Raw genomic sequence first — 18,668 nt, 5'->3', positions numbered from 1 at the left:
GATACATCAGAGCTAATATCTAATATCCAATAGCTAATATCGAAGTGGGTCTTCAAGGGAGTATTTATGTCTGATGCAGTAGTAATTGTTGCCGCCAAACGCACCCCAATGGGTGGTTTTCAAGGCAGTTTGACCGAAGTGAGCGCCCCCAATTTAGGCGCGATCGCCATTAAAGCGGCGCTTGCAGAGAGTGGGTTGCAGGGCGACGATGTGCAGGAAGTCATTATGGGTAACGTGTTGCCGGCCGGTTTAGGGCAGGCGCCTGCGCGTCAGGCAACGTTGTATGCAGGGCTACCACGCAGTGCTGGTGCGACAACCATTAATAAAGTGTGTGGTTCTGGGTTGAAAGCGGTGATGTTCGCCCATGATTTAATTCATGTCGGCTCGGCTGATGTGGTGGTTGCTGGTGGCATGGAAAGCATGTCGAATGCGCCCTATTTATTGAAGAAAGCGCGTGCGGGTTTCCGCATGGGTCACGATGCCATTTATGATCACATGATGCTGGACGGTCTTGAAGATGCCTATGAAGGCAAAGCAATGGGGTGCTACGCACAAAGCACTGCAGATCAGTATGGTCTTGGTCGTGAAGCGATGGATAACTTTGCTTTAGCATCCTTGAGCCGAGCTCAAACAGCAATTAAAGACGGGTTGTTTAAAGATGAAATTGTGCCAGTGACTTACAGCACGCGTAAAGGTGATGTGACGGTTGAAATTGATGAACAACCGGGTAAGGCGATGCCCGAGAAAATTCCTGGTCTGCGTCCAGCTTTTGCTAAAGATGGCACCATCACGGCCGCGAATTCTAGTTCGATTTCTGATGGCGCTGCGGCATTGGTGTTGATGCGCGAAAGTGATGCGAAAGCTCGTGGTTTAAAACCATTAGCGCGTGTCGTAGGGCATGCAACACACTCGCAGGCTCCCGCTGAATTTACCGTGGCCCCAATTGGTGCAATGAATAAATTGCTCGACAAAGTTAAATGGCGCAAGGACGACGTTGATTTGTGGGAAATTAACGAAGCGTTTGCGATGGTAACGATGCTTGCCATGCAGCAACTAGATATTGACCATGACAAAGTGAACGTGCATGGCGGTGCTTGCGCACTTGGGCACCCAATCGGTGCGAGCGGCGCCCGCTTGTTGGTGACGCTACTACACGCGTTGAAACAACGCGGCAAGAAACGTGGCGTCACATCGCTCTGTATTGGTGGTGGTGAAGCCGTTGCTGTTGCTGTTGAAATGATTTAATCCGGTCGTTTCGACGCGAGCCATACTGAACTAATCAATATGGCACCACCGAGGACAAGCCGTGGCCAGTCTACGGCTTGCCCCCAAAACGCATAGTTTATCAGCAAGCCAGCTGGAATAAGCATATTGTTCATGGTGGCTAGTTGCGCAACGTTCACGCGCTTAGCACCAAGGTTCCATGCAAGGTAACCGAAGCCAGATGCGCCGAGGCCAAGCCACAATAAAATGCCCCATTCTAACTGGGTTGTCGGTAGTTTTGAGAAGTCGGCAAAGAGTACCATCGCTATACCAGATGCGGCGGTGGCACCAATAAAGAATAGAGCGAAGGCGTGTACTTGATTGCGACTATTACCGAGTTCAAGGCGTTTATAAAACACTTGTCCGGCAGCGAAACATAGGTTGGCTGCTTGAATCAGTAAAAAACCAATCACAAAAGAATCGCTCAGTGATTCAAAGCGGATGACAGCGGCACCAATGACTGCGACAACCGCAGCGAGCCACCAACGAGCCGGTAAATGGCGGCGTTGGAAAAATACATCGTCAATAAGCGTCACGTAAAGTGGCGTAAAAATGGTAAATAAAAGCACTTCAGGAACAGATAGATAAAGAAACGCGTGGTAGAGAAAGAGATACATCACGCCAATTTGAATGGCACCAATTACCGCGAGTTGCCACTGCTGGCGAAACGCAAGACGAGCAGGGCGCCACAGCGGTAAAAACAATGCTAACGCAAGGATCATGCGGATGAATACGGCGATATAACCGTCGACATGGCCGGCAAGAAACTCTCCAATGAGTGAAAAGCTTGCAGCCCACAGTGCGGTTACAGCCCAAAGTATCCACATAATTTTTTCCTTATTTATTGAGTGCTTTTGGTGGCAGAACTTTCGCGATAGTACTGCGGTGAAATACCCATCGTTTTCTTAAACAGTCGCGAAAAATAGTATGGGTCATCGAAGCCAAGTTGTTGACTGATTTGACGAATTGAATCGGTTGAGGCATCTAACAACTGGCACGCTATTTTAACCCGAATTTGGTTAAAGTAACGCATCGGGCTGGTGCCTGTGAATTGCTTAAATTTTTTGCTGAAATGGAAGCGTGATAAACCAGCAAAATCAGCAAAATCGTCTAGGCTTAAGTCGCGATGAGAGTTGTTGTACATGAAGCGCTCCAGCGCTGGCAAATCAAAGCCTTGTGGTGCTTGCATGGTTGCGGTTAAGCGCGGCAATTCGGCGATAATTCGCTGCAATAAGCTCGCTGCGACGACTGCTGCGGCAAATTGGTGACGCTGGGTTTGCAAGTTGAGTAGATCGGTAACCACTGGAACAAGTTGCCGCCAACGAGCTAGCGTTAATACCGGTTGCTGGTTGGTTAGCTCAAGAAATTCGAGGCATGCCGCTGCTGCGGAACCTTGAAAATGCGCCCAGTAGATGCTCCAGGGCTGCTCGTTGTGAGCAGCATAAGCGTGGGCTTGCCCAGCGGGTAATAGCAATAATTGTCCAGCACGCAGATTGCCGCTGGCAGTTTCGGTTCGATACCAGCCGCTACCGCGATGGCAAAATATGAGCAAGTAATCGGTATGTTGCTGGCGTTCTACTTGGTGTCCTTGGGCATCGACATAATGGCCATATGCAAGCGGATATAGATGCTTCGTCAGCGGGTGTCGAGATAGCTGTCGGGTCAATTGTAATGGCAAAACAACACGTGAACTTCCAGGTGGAAGTGGCCACGATGAAGGTTGGCTCATGGAAGACTCCCAGATCGCAATTTTGTCCATTATAGGGGCAAAATCGTCGATGTTAAAGGACTTCGAAAACAACGACAATGGATTAACAGCAAAAGCGTTAGTCGTTATTCGTTATTGGTTATTCGTGAGCGTTGTTCGCTCGTTAACTCTGTATCGAGGTTTGAGCGCTTTTCGATGTGAGAATTTTTGAACCATATTTGTTGGTTTTAGTCTTTTTCGAATAACGAATAACGAATAACGAATAACGAATAACGAATAACGAGTAACGAATTCAATAAAGAGGTTATACAGATGAGCAAGAAAGTTCCTTTATTTATCGACGGCGAATTCGTGCAGTCGAACACCAGTAACTGGATTGACGTGACCAACCCGGCCACGCAAGAAGTGATTGCGCAAGCACCTTGTGCAACACAGGACGAGATGAAGAAAGCGGTTGAGAGCGCGAAAAAAGCGTTTTTGACTTGGAAAGAAGTGCCGGTTTCTGAGCGCGCTCGTGTGATGATGCGTTATCAAGCGTTGCTGAAAGAGCACCATGATGAAATTGCTGAAATTCTTGCGAGCGAAACAGGCAAGACGTTTGATGATGCGAAGGGCGACGTATGGCGCGGCATCGAAGTGGTTGAACACGCAGCCAATATTCCATCATTGTTGATGGGGGAAACGGTTGAAAACGTTGCGCGCGGCATTGACAGCTATAGCTATACGCAGCCACTTGGCGTGTGTGCAGGTATTACGCCATTTAACTTCCCAGCGATGATTCCACTTTGGATGTTCCCATTGGCAATTGCCTGCGGTAATACATTTATTTTGAAGCCATCTGAGCAAGATCCTTTAACGCCAACGCGTTTGGTTGAATTGTTCGAGCAAGCAGGCGCTCCGAAAGGTGTGTTGCAGGTGATTCACGGTGGTAAAGAGCAGGTTGATTTCTTACTAGATGAGCCAGCGGTACGCGCGATTTCGTTTGTTGGTTCTGTGGCAGTAGGTCAATACATCTATCGTCGTGGCACTGAAAACATGAAACGCGTGCAAGCATTTGCGGGTGCGAAAAACCATTGCGTGATCATGCCTGATGCAAACAAATCACAAGTGATCAGCAACTTGGTTGGTGCCTCGGTTGGTGCTGCAGGGCAACGTTGTATGGCGATTTCTGTCGCGGTATTCGTTGGCGCAGCACGTGAGTGGATTCCTGAAGTTGCAGCAGAATTGGCGAAAGTGAAGCCAGGGGCCTGGAATGATACAAATGCGGCATACGGTCCATTGATCAGTCCACAAGCGAAGCAACGGGTAGAAAACTTCATCACACAAGGTCAGAAAGAGGGCGCTGAGCTCTTAGTGGACGGTCGTGATTGTAAAGTGGATGGATTCCCGAATGGTAATTGGGTTGGCCCAACGATGTTTAGTAAAGTAACGACCGATATGGAAATCTATAAGAACGAGATTTTTGGACCGGTACTTTGTGCCACTGAAGTTGAAACACTCGATGACGCGCTGGCACTAGTGAATGCGAATCCTTATGGTAATGGCACTTCAATTTTCACTGCTAGCGGCGCCGCGGCGCGCAAATACCAGCACAATGTTGAAGTGGGTCAAGTCGGTATCAATATTCCAATTCCGGTACCATTGCCGTTCTTCTCATTCACTGGCTGGAAAGGTTCGTTCTTTGGTGATTTGCATGCTTATGGTAAGCAAGCGGTGCGTTTCTACAGTGAAACCAAAACCATTACTGCGCGTTGGTTTGAAAGCGATATCGCTGATGCCAATGGTCCAAATATGACGATTCATTTGAAGTAATAGGACGTTGTCATGAATTTTAATTTAACTGACGACCAACAAGCTTTTGTCGATACGGCAAAAGCTTTTGCTGAGAAAGAACTAGCCCCGTTTGCTGCACAATGGGACGAAGAATCACACTTCCCAATTGAGGTATTCCGTAAAGCTGGTGAAATGGGCTTTATGGGCATGTATACCCCAGAAGACGCGGGCGGCTTCGGCATGAGCCGATTAGACGCTGCGTTGATTTTTGAGCAGTTATCGATGGGCTGTACGGCAACCACCGCCATGATGACCATTCACAACATGGTCACATGGATGATTGGTTCGTTTGCGAAACCAGATGTAATTGAACAATGGGTTCCAGAATTGGTTACGGGTGAAAAGTTAGGCTCTTACTGCTTAACTGAGCCAGGTGCCGGCTCTGACGCAGCAAGTTTACGCACCACCGCAAAGAAAGATGGCGATGAGTATGTGTTAAACGGTTCGAAAATGTTCATCTCAGGTGCTGGTAGTACCGACGTATTAGTCGTTATGGCGCGCACCGGCGAAGCTGGTCCGAAAGGTATTTCTGCGTTTGTTGTACCAGCCGATGCGGCGGGTATTAGTTACGGTAAAAAAGAAGCGAAAATGGGCTGGAATGCTCAGCCGACACGCTTGGTTACCTTCGAAGATGTTCGAATTCCAGCAGCTAATCTGCTTGGCGAAGAAGGTGAAGGCTTCAAATTCGCTATGATGGGATTGGACGGCGGTCGGATTAATATCGCGGTATGTTCTGTCGGAACAGCGCAAGCGGCGTTGGAAACTGCAACGAACTATATGCACGAACGTACGCAGTTTGGCAAAGAGTTGGGACATTTCCAAGCGTTACAGTTTAAGCTTGCTGATATGGCAACCGAGCTTGTTGCTGCGCGCCAAATGGTTCGCCTGGCAGCGTTTAAAGTGGATAGCAACGATCCGGACAAAACGACCTATTGTGCGATGGCAAAACGGTTTGCCACTGACGTTGGTTTCCAAGTATGTAATGAAGCGCTGCAAATTCACGGCGGTTACGGTTACATCAAAGAGTATCCACTGGAACGTCATGTGCGCGATGTCCGCGTGCATCAAATTCTTGAAGGCACCAACGAAATTATGCGGGTGATCATTGCACGCCGCTTACTCGCCGATATGGACCGAGCCATCCTTTAAGGGTGGCTTTTCTGTCTTAAAAGGAGGTCATAATGGATCCAGTAGTATTGTTCGACGAGCTTGAAGCAAGCAACGGCAAGCGCATTGGTGTGATCACGCTGAATTCAGAAAAATCATTGAATGCGTTGAGCTTGCCAATGATTCAACTTTTGCTACCGAAATTGCAGCAGTGGGCAGACGATGACGCCATAGCCTGTGTATTTATGCAAGGTGCCGGCGAAAAAGCTTTCTGTGCTGGTGGCGATATTGTTGCCATGTACAAAGCCATGCAAGCGAAGCCAGGTGTACTTGTTGACGAAGTTGCTGACTTTTTTAGCCAAGAATATCGACTCGACTACGCCATTCACACTTTCCCTAAGCCAATTGTGCTTTGGGGGCATGGCATTGTCATGGGTGGTGGCATGGGCCTGATGAACGGTGCGAGCCATCGGATTGTGACTGAGCGTTCGCTATTGGCGATGCCTGAGATAACGATCGGTTTATATCCTGATGTTGGTGCAACCCACTTCTTGAACCAAATGCCTGATGGCTGTGGTCTGTTTTTAGGTCTTACTGGCGCGCACATGAATGCCACTGATGCACTGTATCTCAAGTTAGCTGATCACTTTGTGGCGAGCACCAGCAAAGACGATGTGCTTGCCGGTTTAAAAGACATAAAGTGGGGTGATACGGCGGCACTAAACCACCAGAAAGTAACCGATGTTCTCAACGGTATTGGCATGCGCGATAGCAGTCAACGACCGGCTGGACAGGTAGAAGCGCATCAGCAATTAATTAAAAAGTTAACGCATGGCGCGGATATCGAGTCGGTTGTCACAGCAATCGTGAATGACAAGACGGATGACAAATGGCTTGCTCGTGCACGTCAAACACTAGCTGCAGGTTGTCCAATGACGGCGCATATTGTATGGAATCAATTACAACACGGTGCTGATTTGAGTTTAGCTGACTGCTTCCGTCTTGAATTAACATTATCGGTTCAATGTGCGATGCGCGGTGATTTCGCTGAGGGTATTCGGGCGTTGTTAATTGATAAAGATAAGCAGCCAAAGTGGCAGCATGGTTCGGTTGGTGAGGTTTCGGCGGAAGAGGTTGATGGCTTTTTCACGTCGCCGTGGGCGGCAAGCGAACACCCACTCGCAACTTTAGGTAAGTGATAAAAGCGTTATTCGTTATTCGTGCGTTCGCTTCGCTCACTGTTCGTACGTGCTTCGCACTATTCGAACAGCGCAGCGCACGAACAGCGATGCGGACGAATAACGAACAGCGAAGCGGACGAATAACGAACAACGAATAACGAACAACGAATAACGAGGTTTTTATGGCGAATGTTGGATTTATTGGGCTTGGCAATATGGGCGGCCCGATGGCTGCGAACCTTGTCAAAGGCGGCCATCAGGTCAACGTCTTTGATTTAGCCGAAGCGGCACTGCAGGCTGCGAAAGATGCAGGTTGTCGCGTGGCCAGTTCGGCGAATGAAGCAGCGCACGGCGTTGATTTTGTGATTACGATGTTACCTGCAGATAAACACGTTGAGAGTGTTTATTTAGGTGATAACGGCTTGATTCACGAATTGCCTAGCAGCACGCTTGTAATCGATTGCAGTACCATTAGCGCAGAAACCGCACGAAAGGTTGGACAGGCATTAGCAGCGGAAAATATTTCGTTTATCGATGCGCCAGTTTCTGGAGGTGTTGGTGGGGCGAAAGCCGGCACATTAACGTTCATTTGTGGTGGTGAAACCGCTGCAGTAGAGCGTGCGCGATATGTATTGCAGCACATGGGGAAAAACATTTTCCGCGCTGGTGATACGGGTGCGGGTCAAGTTGCGAAAATTTGCAATAACATGTTGCTGTCGGTGTTGATGGTCGGTACTTCAGAAGCGCTACAATTGGGTATTGCTCATGGGCTTGACCCGAAAGTGCTTTCGGAGATTATGTCGAAGAGTTCCGGTAGTAACTGGACTTTAGATGTATATAATCCTTGCCCTGGTGTGATGGATAATGTGCCATCGAGCAACGGCTACCAAGGTGGCTTTTTAGTTGATCTCATGAGTAAAGATCTTGGTTTGGCGCAACAAGCTGCGTTAGCGAGTGGCGCGGCGACGCCAATGGGTGGATTGACGCACAATTTATATCGCAGTTGGTCGCAGCTCGGACATGGTCGCGAAGACTTCTCGAGTATCTTTAATTTCGTTAAAGCGAATAAAAAATAACGGATAATTAGCGGATAAATTATGAAAATTGCTGAAAGTACCATTGTAATTACCGGTGGCGCACAAGGTTTAGGCCGCGCAATGGCGGAACATTTTGCCGCTGAGGGCGCGCAATTGGCGCTGATTGATATGAATGCCGATACGCTTACTGAAGCGGAAGGTATTTGCAGCGCTAAAGGTGCTAAGAAAGTAAAAGGTTACGTGGTTAACGTGACCGACGAGGCAGCAGTTGAGCAGGTGTTTAATGATATCGTTGCAGACATTGGTGCGGTTAACGTGCTGATCAATAACGCCGGTATTTTGCGCGACGGCATGTTGATTAAATGCAAAGACGGTGAAATTACTCACAAAATGCCACTGCAACAATTTCAATCTGTGCTAGATGTTAACCTAACCGGTAGCTTCTTGTGCGGCCGCGAGGCGTCTGCGCATATGGCAAAAGCTGGCAATGGCGGCGTTATCATTAATATTTCGAGCGTCGCGCGTGCCGGCAACATTGGCCAAACGAACTATGCGGCAACGAAAGCCGGTGTGGTTGCGATGACGGTGACATGGGCACGTGAGCTGGGTCGCTTTGGTATTCGTTGTGGTGCCATTGCACCAGGATTTATCGAAACGCCAATGACTGCGCAAATGAAGCCAGAAGCCGTGGAACGAGCCTTGAGCATGGTGCCGTTACGTCGTTGGGGGCAGCCAGAAGAGATTGCTCACAGTGCGCGTTATATTATTGAGAATGACTTCTTTAGCGGACGTGTGATAGAAATAGACGGTGGCGTTCGACTATAACGAGTACTGATGCGTAAATTACCCCCATTAAATGCCTTAAAAGCGTTTGAAGCAGCTGCCCGACACCTCAGTTTTACGAGGGCAGCTGATGAATTGTTTGTTACCCAAGCAGCGGTGAGTCACCAAGTAAAAGCGCTAGAGGAGTTTTTGGGGGTTCAATTATTCTTACGCCGCAATCGGTCGTTGTTACTCACCCCCGAAGGCCAAACCTACTATCTTGAACTAAAAGAAATTTTTGATCACATTGTTCAGGCCACTGAAAAGGTGAAGTTTGCGAGTCAACGAGGCTCGCTAACGATTTCATTACCCCCAAGTTTTGCCATTTTATGGTTCGTGCCGCGCTTGAGTCGATTTCGTGAGGCTTATCCGGATATCGATGTGCGCATTCGCGCCGTTGATGAAGTGGATGGCTCACTTACCGATGATGTCGACGTTGCTATTTATTACGGTGCTGGCAAATGGCCGGGCTTAAAAGCCTACAAGTTGCACAATGAATACCTGATTCCAGTATGTTCGCCACTGTTACTTAACGGTACCAAGCCTCTGCGTGAACCGCGCGATTTATTGAATCACACGTTGCTACATGATGAAACTCGCAACGCTTGGAAAGATTGGTTTAAGTTGGTTGGTATTGATAAAGATAAAGGCGATAACGGCCCAATTTTCAGCCATTCTAACTTAGCATTAAAAGCAGCTGTACATGGGCAGGGCATTGCGTTAGCGAATAACGTATTGGTTAAACCGGAAATTGATGCGGGGCATTTGATTCAAATATTCCCTGAAGCATTACCGCGACAAAAATCTTTTTATCTTGTTTGTCGTGACTCTCAGTCAGAAGTAGGTAAAATCGCCACCTTCCGAAATTGGCTACTACAAGTAGTCGAGGAAGAAGAGGACAGTTATGAGTGATAACCAGCGTGTTGCGATTCATCGCGATAACGCCGATGGTCAATATCGGGTGATTTTTGCACACGGTGCAGGTGCTGGTTTACAAAGCGATTTTATGCAATATGTCGCGTTAGCATTGGCGCTTAATGATATTGAAGTGATTCGCTTTAATTTTCCATATTGGCAAAAATTTATGGATTCAGGTGTGCGTCGCCCGCCGAATCGAATGCCGGAACTCGAGCATTGTATGCGCATCGTAGCAAGCCAGTTCAATGATGATAAACCTTTGTTTTTAATGGGTAAGTCAATGGGCTCGCGGGTAGCTTTTCGGCTTGCTGATGAACTGAATGCTAAAGCCGCCATCGCCTTAGGCTTTCCATTTCATCCAATTGGTAAACCTGACAATCTTAGACTGGATGACTTAAATAATCGCTGTGAACAGAACCTGATTATTCAAGGAACGCGCGATAACTTTGGTAAGCCTGAACAGGTACGCCATTATCAAATGCCGGCGAATGTTGCGGTAAAATGGATTGAGGGTGGTGATCATAGTCTTGAGCCAACGAAGCGCAGTGGCTATACGCGCGAGCAGTTATGGCAAGCAGCAGTAAACGAAGTATCGAAACTAATAAAAAGCGTTGTTCGCTAGTCGTCCGTTCACTTCGTTCACTGTTCGTGCGCTCTTCGCGCTGTTCGTGGAACCAAACCACGAAGAGCGCAGCGTTCGAACAGCGAAGCGATCGAATAACGAATAACGCTTTTACCAAGGGGTTATGAATGACCGGAATTGTGGCCTATTGTCGGCCCGGATTTGAAAATGATTGTGCCGCAGAACTGCAAGATAAAACCGCAGCGCTCGGCATTTATGGCTATTGCCAAACCAAGCCGCAGCAAGGCTTTGTGGTCTATCGCTGCCAATCGGAAGAAGCCGAGCATTTAGCGAAAAAATTAATTCTTACTGAATTAATCTTCACACGCCAATTCATCGTGATCTTGGCGCATGTCACCGAGCTGCCTCAAGAAGATCGGGTGAGTGCGGTGCAAGTCGCGCTACTCGACGAGGATGTGCAAGAGGCTTTTGCTGGCGTCAAACCCTGTGGTGATATTCGTGTGGAAACGCCGGATACCAATGATGGCAAAGAGCTGTCAAAGTTTTGTCGCAAATTCACTGTGCCATTACGTCAAGGGTTACGCAAAATTGACTGGTTAACTGCAAAAGAGAGCGACCGTCGACCGACGATACATGCGTTCTTTTTAAGTAATCAGGAAGTGTATATTGGCTTTTCCTACTCATTTAACCAATCGCCTTGGTTGATGGGTATTCCACGATTACGCTCGCCAAGTGATGCGCCAAGTCGTTCAACGCTAAAACTTGACGAAGCGTTTCAAGTGTTTGTGCCAGAGCATGAACGTGAAGAGCGGATTACCTCTGGAATGAATGCGGTTGACTTGGGCGCAGCGCCTGGTGGTTGGACGTATCAGTTGGTGCGTCGTGGGATGATGGTGCAAGCCGTTGATAATGGGCCCATGGCTGAAAGTTTGATGGAAACTGGTCAAGTAAAGCATATTCGTGAAGATGGCTTTAAGTATCGTCCGAAAAAGAAAAATGTGACTTGGTTGGTCTGCGATATGGTTGAGAAACCTGCTCGTGTAGGTGAATTAATGACGAGTTGGTTGATTGATGGTGATTGCAAGGAAGCGATTTTCAACTTGAAACTGCCAATGAAGCGACGCTACGCAGCAGTTGCGGAATATCTTGAACAGATTAAACAGACGCTTGTTGAGCAGGGGCGTGGTCGGTTTGAATTACAGGCCAAACAACTGTATCACGATCGCGAAGAGATCACGGTTCATATTCGCTGGCTGTAATTGCCACAGCACATTTTAATTCATATCTAAAAAAGCCCAGAACCGTTAGGAACTGGGCTTTTCGCTATTATCGTTAAGTAACTTATATTACAGGCGATCAATTACCGCTTGGGTGAAATCGGTTGTACCACCAGTACCACCTAAATCACGTGTGGTACGGTCGCCACTGGCAATTACGTCAGTAACGGCAGCAAGAATACGTTTTGCTTGATCTTGCATGCCTAGGTATTCGAGCATTTGAATGGCTGCCAAAATAACAGACGTTGGATTCGCTAAGTTTTGTCCAGCGATATCTGGCGCCGAGCCGTGAACCGCTTCAAAAATGGCTGATTTGTCGCCAATGTTAGCACCTGGTGCCATACCTAAGCCGCCAACTAAGCCAGCGCAGAGATCAGATAAAATATCACCAAATAAGTTAGTGGTAACAATCACATCAAACTGCTCAGGGTTCATGACAAGCTTCATGCACACCGCATCAACAATCATTTCGTCAGATTGAATATCTGGATATTCCGCTGCAATTTCACGCGCAACTTTAAGGAATAAACCTGACGTTGATTTCAAAATGTTAGCTTTATGAACCGCGGTTACTTTTTTACGGCCTTCACGACGCGCAAGTTCGTAAGCAAATCGAACAATACGTTCAGCGCCTGCGCGGGTGATTTTACTCATGGCTTGGGCTTCAGAACCGTCTTCGGAAACCACTTGGCCTAAGCCTGAGTACATGCCTTCGGTATTTTCACGCACAGTGATGATGTCGATATTTTCATAGCGTGCTTTAGTACCTTTAAACGATTTTACCGGTCGCACGTTAGCGTAAAGGTTGAATTGCTTGCGTAAGCTAACGTTGATAGAGGTGAAGCCTTCACCCACAGGAGTGGTGAGAGGGCCTTTTAAGGTTGCTTTGTTGCGCGCGATGGCATCAAGTGTCGCTTGTGGTAATAGCTCGCCAGTTTTTTCCAAGGCCGCTAAGCCAGCATCAGCGAATTCATAATTAAATTCGCAGCCGGCTTTATCAAGAATTTTTAATGTTGCATCGATGATATCGGGACCGATGCCATCACCTGGGATCACGGTAATTGTGGTGCTCATTGCTGGTACCTTCTTACTTCTTTGGTCGTCAAATGGGAGTACGAAATTGGCGCGAACTATAGCAGATTTCGGCGTGCTGAATGGTGTTAAGCGTCATTAAAACGATTGATATTCGCTATAAGCATCAGCACCCCAAGCAATGAGCTCACCATCTTTAAATAACAACGGCGTGCATTCATCGCGAGTCGTAATACCATCTGATTTCACATGATGGGTACGATAAAAAAGAATCAGCACTTCGCCATTATCGGTTGCTTTTGCTTCACTAATATCTGGCGAGCCGAGCAGCCGAATCACGTCATCGCGCGGTGTTCCGAGGTTTAATCGACCGATTTGTTTCAAATTAAAGGTTTCGCGTTCCTGCCAACTCATATTTTCAGGGTCGGCTTGATAAAAATGCAGAACCAGCGCAGCAGCTGCCGCATAAATGGCAAAGCCGATAAGTACGACCTTTAGCATCTTTGACATTGGCTGCGCCTCCCTAGCAATATTAATCAGTAATTACGCGATAACATGGATGATATACCGAACCTGGCAGTTTCATCCGGCTTTGTTCGACGAATGCCCGCAACAATACGTCCAACTTCTTCATCATGTCGCGTTCGCCATGAATTTCAAATACACCGTGCTTGCGAATCGCTCGAATACCGTCATCTTTCACGTTACCAGCAACAATGGCGGAAAACGCTCGTCGCAAATCGGCGGCTAAAGCTTGCGGCTCTTGTTCACGGTGAAGATTTAGGTTCCGCACATTATCGTGGTTTGGCACGAATGGACGTTGGAACGCTTCATCGATGTGCAAGGTCCAGTTAAAGCAATAAGAGTCACCAGTATCTCGGCGGTATTCTTTTACTGCTTGTGCGCCCTGAGTCATGGTTTTCGCAACCTCAGCTGGGTTGGCGATAATGATCTGATACAACTTACGCGCATCGTCACCCAAAGTAGCCGTAATAAAGTCATCAATCGCTTCAAAATAACCACGGCTACTCTCAGGGCCAGTCAAAATAATTGGTAGTACCTGACGCTGATTATTCGGGTGCATTAAGATACCGAGAATATAAAGTAGCTCTTCGGCTGTTCCTGCGCCACCTGGGAAAATCACGATACCGTGCGCACAGCGCACAAATGCTTCTAAACGTTTTTCGATATCAGGCAGAATGACTAACTCGTTAACAATTGGGTTAGGTGGTTCTGCCGCAATAATTCCTGGTTCAGTAAAACCTAAGTAACGTCCGTCCACAATACGTTGTTTGGCATGGCCAATAGTAGCGCCTTTCATAGGACCTTTCATGGCGCCAGGGCCACAGCCGGTACAAATATTCAAGCTACGCAGACCAAGTTGGTATCCAACTTCTTTGGTGTACTTATACTCAACTTCATTAATTGAGTGGCCTCCCCAACAGACAATCACATTGGGTTCAAGATTGGGTTGCACCACTTGCGCATTACGCAAAATATCGAATACGACGTGCGTAAGGGTATGGGTATCGGCCGAGTCGAGTGTTTGTGCGTTATAACGTTCACCAGTAAACAAGATATCGCGCAATACCGCTTCAACTAGCTCTTGCATACCGGCAATCAGTTTGCCATCCACAAAGGCTTCAGCCGGCGGATTGACCAACTCAAGTTGTACGCCGCGCTCGCACTTGATGACATTAACGTCAAAATCTTTATATTTTTCGAATATCTCTTCACTGCTATCGGTATTACTACCGGCATTTAAAACCGCCAAGCAACAGTTACGGAATAAGCGGTAGAGTTGCTCATCGCTACTTTGTTGTAATCGGTTAATTTCCAGTTGCGACAGCAGGCTCATGCTACCGCGAGGAGAAATTTTAAATCTCATATTATTTCCTTGTTCATTATTATTGGCGACTTAACCGCACAGACTGAGGTGTTGGCTCGAAATCAGAACGAAATGGATTTATATCCAAGCCACCGCGGCGTGTATAACGCGCGTAAACAGTTAACTGTGATGGTTTGAGTCGCGATTTTATATCCATATAAAGCCGTTCAACGCATTGCTCATGGAACTCATTGTGATGTCGAAATGAGATGATGTAGCGAAGAAGGGCTGCATGGTCAATTGCCGGACCGTGGTAGCGTATCAATACGGACCCCCAGTCTGGCTGATTTGTAATGAGACAGTTTGATTTTAACAGGTGACTGTGAAGTGTCTCAGACACCGTGTTATTCGAGCTCAACTGCAACAGCTCAGGATTATAGTCGTAACAATCTATTTCGATAGATTGCTCATCAATACAATGCCCCGGCAAATCGCCAAAAGCCATTCTTTGGGCTTGTTGTAGGGTATCAAGACGCACTGCAACAGAGGTGCCTGCACAGTTGGATAAATCGATAGCAAGTTGTTCTTGCACTTCAGCCCAACTATTCCAACGGCTTTCATTAAAACTATTAAGGTAAAGTTTGAATGACTTTGACTCGATGAGGTTGCTACTTGTACAAGGTACCCGAAACTCTGCTATCGCCACTTGCGGCACACCAAGACTATTCAACCACGATAGTTCGTAACCGTGCCAGATATCGTCCCCATGAAAAGGTAAACTAGCACCTTCTTCGAGGCCAATAGGCGTTCGGTTAAGCTGGCGTGGTACCGCCTGCAACAGCGAGGCGTCATAATGCGTTGGATATTGTGTGGGTTGTCCCAAATTTAAATGGGCAAGCTCTTGCTTCATCGATTTTAATTACCTGTTACACTACTATTTTTAATGCAGTCGGCCATTGTAGCGCCGCTATCATTGACTTACCAGAAAAACCATAGGGTTGATTCATGTCACTTGATTCCGTATTTGATCAATTTATTCACCGTTATCGCGCCGCCTACGCCGAAGCGAATACACCGTTACTAACAGAGGCGCATGACGATTGGCAAGCCCCCATTTATTGTCAACACCACGCTGACGAGACAGAAGCGAATGGGCAAGTTCAATGGCAACCTATTTTACAACAGGAACCGTTGCAATTTGATGATCTTGCTAATGCGCTTGAACAACCATTTCATCCGGACATTGCTATTTTTTACGGACGTTGGTTTGCAGCAGATCTCAATGTCGAGTACGACAATCATCCTTTAATTTTATTACAAAACCACTGTCGCGAAGACGGCGAGCGATTACAAGCCAATTTAGCGGGGCATGTGTTAATGAAGCGTCGTTTACGTCAACCGATTACCTTGTTTATTGGCTTGGCCGAAGAATCCGATGACTTGTTAATAACCGTTGATAACGAATCAGGCCAAGTAGGTTTAGAATTCGTAGGACAGCCACAACATGAAATATTGGCGCCATCATTGGCGGCTTTTATTGAAAAAATTAAACCAAGAATTGTCAGCGATGAAGAGGCGTAGGGTATAGCCAAATTGATCTGGATCAAGTAATTTGAGTGTGAGTTGTTTGTAATTGTAATGTATCCGAGCGTTGAGGTGGTATCGGTGTAGTAGCGCTCACCAAACCGAGTACGAAGGAAAGAGCCTATAATGACAACAATAAATCCCGCTCAATTACGTGAAGGGCAATTAACTTATTTAGTTGCTGAAGATTTAAAAATGGCAGCTTCGTTGCTGTATCAAGCCTATCATGATGATGCCTTACTGATGTCGATTTTTCAGGCGGATAAGCCGGATTATGAAAAACGTCTGCGAGCGGCGATACGTGAAGAATTGATGGCGTTTTGGGAAGCACAACAACCAATGCTGGGTGTTTTTGATGGTGAATCATTAATTGGGGTGGTTTGTTTGAACCAGCCTGGTAAGAGTTTCGGTCCAGGAAAATACTGGCACTGGCGCCTGAAAATGTTATTAACTGCAGGCTACGTTAGCACCATGCAACTGCTTGAAAAAGAACGTTTAATTCAGGAGATTATTGGTGGTGATGATTACCATATGCTGGCATTCATTGCGGTAAGTCCGCGATATCAGCAGCAAGGTTGGGGCGATCTATTAGTGCGCGCCGCGCAAGCGGCCTTGGATGAAGAACCTCAGTCACGCGGTCTAGCGGTTTATGTTACTCAACCACAGCACCTGAAGCTATTTGAACAAAATGGCTATGAGTTGGTTCAAGAGCTTGACGTTGGCGACATTCGTGGCAAATTATTGTTTCAGTCTCGTGGGCAAGCACAAGAGGTGAATCGTGCAATTTAAGAGTTTCTCTGAATTCTATCCGTATTACTTGGCGGAGCATGCTGACCCGCGTTGTCGGGCAATGCATTATATCGGTAGTACCTTGGTACTGGTGGTGCTTGCATATGCAGTATTTACACAGCAATGGCTCTGGTTATTAGCCATTCCATTGGTGGGGTATGGTTTTGCTTGGCTTGGGCACTTCGGTTTTGAACATAACAAGCCGGCGACTTTCAAGTATCCGGCTTATTCGTTATTGGGAGACTGGGTGATGTATGGTCAGTTTTTACTAAGCCTGATTGGAATTAAAACCGGACCAAAGAACTCTCGCCCATCTAATTAAATACTTGGCACTCGATGGGGCGGCACCTCAACATTAACTAAACGCAAATTCAGTAAGGTTGCTCGCCCGACGTATCGACTCTCGCCATCACTGCTAAAACCAAATTCATAGATGCTTAGCCAGCCAATGTGACGAGCTCGTTTAGCCGGGCGCCCACTTTGCCAGGCAATATCTAAAAACTGCAATTGATGTTGTTTGCAATACTGCTCAACATAGCGTCGTGCGTGCTCGGCCTGGCGTCGCCCTTGCCAAAATAATAAAACGACAAAGCCAACTACAAGCAATAATATGGCATCAGCCAAAATCATAACTTAGCTCCAATGAATTGTTGCCACGCCTGATAAAGCGCCACAGGTAAATCATTGCGTTGCACTAACCCCAAAGCAAATATTCGGGTCTCGGGTAACCGCAAAAGGTCGCGCACAATACCAGCAAACAGAGCCGCATTGTTAAGTTGAGCGACCCGGACAAGAAATGGCTCCATCAATTCACCGTGACCACATAAAGCCGGCCAGAGCCGTGCGACAATAATAACCAACTCATCTGCGGTTGCCACCGGCATACGCAGGGCTAACAACTCGTGTAACTGTGGCTCATTGGCGCAACCAGCGAGCGCTCGCAACGCATTGAGCCGCAATTGTTGCCGTGGTGCATTTATCAAAGACAGCAACTTGTCACTTAACTCTTGCGGCGGTTGCGTATGTTCGAGTGCCTCAGCTAAGGCATTTTGGAGTGCTTCCGGATAGCTTTCAAATTGCAATGCCAGCGCTTTTGTAACTTCTGGGTGAGCATGTAAGCGAACAACCACATCGTGGATGCCCTGTAGACCTAACTGTTGCCAACCTTCAGGAGTTGGCGAATGCAGTTCTTCGAGCGCCGCACGAAAATAGCGTGAAGGTGGGCGTTGCCAATTGGCGGTAAGTTGTGCGTGTATTGCCGCTCGTTTGGCTTCAGATGGCGTGAACAAATATGCTGACTGTTGTAACTGTTGCTCTTGCTCGTCATTGAGAGCCCCAGTAATTTGCTGGCCGAGCAATGCGATGACATGCGCCATAAACTCTTGCTGTGCCGCGTGGTTGAGCAAACCGCGTTCGTCGAGCGGCATTTTTAGGAACCACAAAAACGGTTCCGGCTGGTCAGCTTGTTGTTTCGGCCAAAACACCACCGCAAACCAAGCGTGGTCTTGCAGCGGGTAAGGGTAAGGGCGTTGTTGCGCGCAAATTGCGTTGAACGTGTCGGCATCTATAGCCTGAACGCGGCGGCCTAAATCGTAAACGAGATAATCGCTCTGGCTTTCGCTGAGTAACTCAGCTAGGTTTGTCATGGTCATGAAACTTGCAACATTTGTCATTTTGCTTAAAGATGTCGGCCATTATAACTAAAA

At 47.3% G+C, this 18,668-nt stretch carries 20 protein-coding genes; 12 read left to right on the top strand and 8 right to left on the bottom strand.

Features of this window, described 5'->3' with window-relative positions; genetic code table 11:
- Positions 1–66 precede the first annotated feature (66 nt).
- Positions 67–1,245 carry an acetyl-CoA C-acyltransferase gene (locus CWI76_RS03555; protein ID WP_126758980.1) on the top strand — a complete coding sequence of 393 codons (1,179 nt, stop codon included), beginning with the start codon at positions 67–69 and terminating at the stop codon, positions 1,243–1,245.
- On the opposite strand, the gene CWI76_RS03550 is transcribed toward CWI76_RS03555, so the two are convergent.
- Complete coding sequence (locus tag CWI76_RS03550; RefSeq protein WP_126758979.1) at positions 1,242–2,090, bottom strand: EamA family transporter; 849 nt, start codon at positions 2,088–2,090, stop codon at positions 1,242–1,244. The genes CWI76_RS03555 and CWI76_RS03550 overlap by 4 nt on opposite strands.
- 14 nt (positions 2,091–2,104) lie before the next feature.
- Complete coding sequence (locus CWI76_RS03545; protein WP_126758978.1) at positions 2,105–2,992, bottom strand: AraC family transcriptional regulator; 888 nt, start codon at positions 2,990–2,992, stop codon at positions 2,105–2,107.
- Positions 2,993–3,283: 291 nt separating this feature from the next.
- Here CWI76_RS03545 and CWI76_RS03540 point away from each other — a divergent pair, with 291 nt between their 5' ends.
- The 8 genes from CWI76_RS03540 to rlmM all read left to right on the top strand — a co-directional run bounded on the left by CWI76_RS03540 (position 3,284) and on the right by rlmM (position 11,711).
- A complete protein-coding gene (locus CWI76_RS03540; RefSeq protein ID WP_126758977.1) occupies positions 3,284–4,783 on the top strand; it encodes a CoA-acylating methylmalonate-semialdehyde dehydrogenase in 1,500 nt (499 codons plus the stop codon).
- Positions 4,784–4,795: 12 nt separating this feature from the next.
- Complete coding sequence (locus tag CWI76_RS03535) at positions 4,796–5,953, top strand: acyl-CoA dehydrogenase family protein (protein WP_126758976.1); 1,158 nt, start codon at positions 4,796–4,798, stop codon at positions 5,951–5,953.
- A 32-nt stretch (positions 5,954–5,985) separates the two neighbouring features.
- On the top strand, positions 5,986–7,110 hold the full coding sequence (locus tag CWI76_RS03530; protein WP_126758975.1) for an enoyl-CoA hydratase/isomerase family protein: 1,125 nt from the start codon (positions 5,986–5,988) through the stop codon (positions 7,108–7,110).
- Positions 7,111–7,274: 164 nt separating this feature from the next.
- Entirely contained in the window at positions 7,275–8,168 is an 894-nt protein-coding gene (mmsB, locus tag CWI76_RS03525) for a 3-hydroxyisobutyrate dehydrogenase (protein ID WP_126758974.1), read from the top strand.
- Positions 8,169–8,189: 21 nt separating this feature from the next.
- The gene (locus CWI76_RS03520) at positions 8,190–8,954 is read left to right on the top strand and encodes an SDR family oxidoreductase (RefSeq protein ID WP_126758973.1); all 765 of its coding nucleotides are present in this window, start codon (positions 8,190–8,192) and stop codon (positions 8,952–8,954) included.
- 6 nt (positions 8,955–8,960) lie between these two features.
- Positions 8,961–9,863: a transcriptional regulator GcvA gene (locus CWI76_RS03515; RefSeq protein ID WP_198678571.1), complete on the top strand. Its 903-nt coding sequence runs from the start codon at positions 8,961–8,963 to the stop codon at positions 9,861–9,863.
- Complete coding sequence (locus CWI76_RS03510) at positions 9,856–10,491, top strand: alpha/beta family hydrolase (protein WP_126758971.1); 636 nt, start codon at positions 9,856–9,858, stop codon at positions 10,489–10,491. The genes CWI76_RS03515 and CWI76_RS03510 overlap by 8 nt, the downstream gene beginning before the upstream one ends.
- 128 nt (positions 10,492–10,619) lie before the next feature.
- Positions 10,620–11,711: a 23S rRNA (cytidine(2498)-2'-O)-methyltransferase RlmM gene (gene rlmM, locus CWI76_RS03505; protein ID WP_126758970.1), complete on the top strand. Its 1,092-nt coding sequence runs from the start codon at positions 10,620–10,622 to the stop codon at positions 11,709–11,711.
- An 87-nt stretch (positions 11,712–11,798) separates the two neighbouring features.
- On the opposite strand, the gene CWI76_RS03500 is transcribed toward rlmM, so the two are convergent.
- The 4 genes from CWI76_RS03500 to queF form a co-directional block, all read right to left on the bottom strand.
- Positions 11,799–12,803, bottom strand: a complete 1,005-nt coding sequence (locus tag CWI76_RS03500; protein WP_126758969.1) for an isocitrate dehydrogenase — start codon at positions 12,801–12,803, stop codon at positions 11,799–11,801.
- Between the two features lie 96 nt (positions 12,804–12,899).
- Positions 12,900–13,271: a DUF3192 domain-containing protein gene (locus tag CWI76_RS03495; protein ID WP_126758968.1), complete on the bottom strand. Its 372-nt coding sequence runs from the start codon at positions 13,269–13,271 to the stop codon at positions 12,900–12,902.
- 22 nt (positions 13,272–13,293) lie between these two features.
- Positions 13,294–14,649 carry a nucleotide 5'-monophosphate nucleosidase PpnN gene (ppnN, locus tag CWI76_RS03490; protein ID WP_126758967.1) on the bottom strand — a complete coding sequence of 452 codons (1,356 nt, stop codon included), beginning with the start codon at positions 14,647–14,649 and terminating at the stop codon, positions 13,294–13,296.
- A gap of 19 nt (positions 14,650–14,668) precedes the next feature.
- A complete protein-coding gene (gene queF, locus CWI76_RS03485; protein ID WP_126758966.1) occupies positions 14,669–15,499 on the bottom strand; it encodes an NADPH-dependent 7-cyano-7-deazaguanine reductase QueF in 831 nt (276 codons plus the stop codon).
- Between the two features lie 95 nt (positions 15,500–15,594).
- Between queF and syd the strand changes: the two genes are divergently transcribed.
- The 3 genes from syd (at position 15,595) to CWI76_RS03470 (ending at position 17,284) form a co-directional block, all read left to right on the top strand.
- Complete coding sequence (gene syd / locus CWI76_RS03480) at positions 15,595–16,170, top strand: SecY-interacting protein (RefSeq protein ID WP_126758965.1); 576 nt, start codon at positions 15,595–15,597, stop codon at positions 16,168–16,170.
- Between the two features lie 129 nt (positions 16,171–16,299).
- A complete protein-coding gene (locus CWI76_RS03475; RefSeq protein ID WP_126758964.1) occupies positions 16,300–16,962 on the top strand; it encodes a GNAT family N-acetyltransferase in 663 nt (220 codons plus the stop codon).
- Positions 16,949–17,284 carry an Mpo1-like protein gene (locus CWI76_RS03470; protein ID WP_126758963.1) on the top strand — a complete coding sequence of 112 codons (336 nt, stop codon included), beginning with the start codon at positions 16,949–16,951 and terminating at the stop codon, positions 17,282–17,284. Before CWI76_RS03475 ends, CWI76_RS03470 begins: the two co-directional genes overlap by 14 nt.
- On the opposite strand, the gene CWI76_RS03465 is transcribed toward CWI76_RS03470, so the two are convergent.
- On the bottom strand, positions 17,281–17,592 hold the full coding sequence (locus tag CWI76_RS03465) for a DUF3301 domain-containing protein (RefSeq protein ID WP_126758962.1): 312 nt from the start codon (positions 17,590–17,592) through the stop codon (positions 17,281–17,283). The two genes, CWI76_RS03470 and CWI76_RS03465, sit on opposite strands and share 4 nt — an antisense overlap.
- Positions 17,589–18,614, bottom strand: a complete 1,026-nt coding sequence (locus tag CWI76_RS03460) for a DUF3549 family protein (protein WP_157980799.1) — start codon at positions 18,612–18,614, stop codon at positions 17,589–17,591. The genes CWI76_RS03465 and CWI76_RS03460 overlap by 4 nt, the downstream gene beginning before the upstream one ends.
- Between the last annotated feature and the right edge of the window lie 54 nt (positions 18,615–18,668).

It is taken from the genome of Pseudidiomarina marina (genome assembly GCF_003987045.1).
GTDB lineage: Bacteria > Pseudomonadota > Gammaproteobacteria > Enterobacterales > Alteromonadaceae > Pseudidiomarina > Pseudidiomarina marina.
Note: the sequence above shows the minus strand (reverse complement) of the source record. Positions and strands in the feature narration are given on the sequence as shown.

Coding starts and splice junctions, on each gene's coding strand:
- CWI76_RS03555 (WP_126758980.1), top strand. CDS start 67: ATGTCTGATGCAGTAGTAATTGTTGCCGCCAAACGCACCCCAATGGGT.
- CWI76_RS03550 (WP_126758979.1), bottom strand. CDS start 2,090: ATGTGGATACTTTGGGCTGTAACCGCACTGTGGGCTGCAAGCTTTTCA.
- CWI76_RS03545 (WP_126758978.1), bottom strand. CDS start 2,992: ATGAGCCAACCTTCATCGTGGCCACTTCCACCTGGAAGTTCACGTGTT.
- CWI76_RS03540 (WP_126758977.1), top strand. CDS start 3,284: ATGAGCAAGAAAGTTCCTTTATTTATCGACGGCGAATTCGTGCAGTCG.
- CWI76_RS03535 (WP_126758976.1), top strand. CDS start 4,796: ATGAATTTTAATTTAACTGACGACCAACAAGCTTTTGTCGATACGGCA.
- CWI76_RS03530 (WP_126758975.1), top strand. CDS start 5,986: ATGGATCCAGTAGTATTGTTCGACGAGCTTGAAGCAAGCAACGGCAAG.
- mmsB (WP_126758974.1), top strand. CDS start 7,275: ATGGCGAATGTTGGATTTATTGGGCTTGGCAATATGGGCGGCCCGATG.
- CWI76_RS03520 (WP_126758973.1), top strand. CDS start 8,190: ATGAAAATTGCTGAAAGTACCATTGTAATTACCGGTGGCGCACAAGGT.
- CWI76_RS03510 (WP_126758971.1), top strand. CDS start 9,856: ATGAGTGATAACCAGCGTGTTGCGATTCATCGCGATAACGCCGATGGT.
- rlmM (WP_126758970.1), top strand. CDS start 10,620: ATGACCGGAATTGTGGCCTATTGTCGGCCCGGATTTGAAAATGATTGT.
- CWI76_RS03500 (WP_126758969.1), bottom strand. CDS start 12,803: ATGAGCACCACAATTACCGTGATCCCAGGTGATGGCATCGGTCCCGAT.
- CWI76_RS03495 (WP_126758968.1), bottom strand. CDS start 13,271: ATGTCAAAGATGCTAAAGGTCGTACTTATCGGCTTTGCCATTTATGCG.
- ppnN (WP_126758967.1), bottom strand. CDS start 14,649: ATGAGATTTAAAATTTCTCCTCGCGGTAGCATGAGCCTGCTGTCGCAA.
- queF (WP_126758966.1), bottom strand. CDS start 15,499: ATGAAGCAAGAGCTTGCCCATTTAAATTTGGGACAACCCACACAATAT.
- syd (WP_126758965.1), top strand. CDS start 15,595: ATGTCACTTGATTCCGTATTTGATCAATTTATTCACCGTTATCGCGCC.
- CWI76_RS03475 (WP_126758964.1), top strand. CDS start 16,300: ATGACAACAATAAATCCCGCTCAATTACGTGAAGGGCAATTAACTTAT.
- CWI76_RS03465 (WP_126758962.1), bottom strand. CDS start 17,592: ATGATTTTGGCTGATGCCATATTATTGCTTGTAGTTGGCTTTGTCGTT.
- CWI76_RS03460 (WP_157980799.1), bottom strand. CDS start 18,614: ATGACCATGACAAACCTAGCTGAGTTACTCAGCGAAAGCCAGAGCGAT.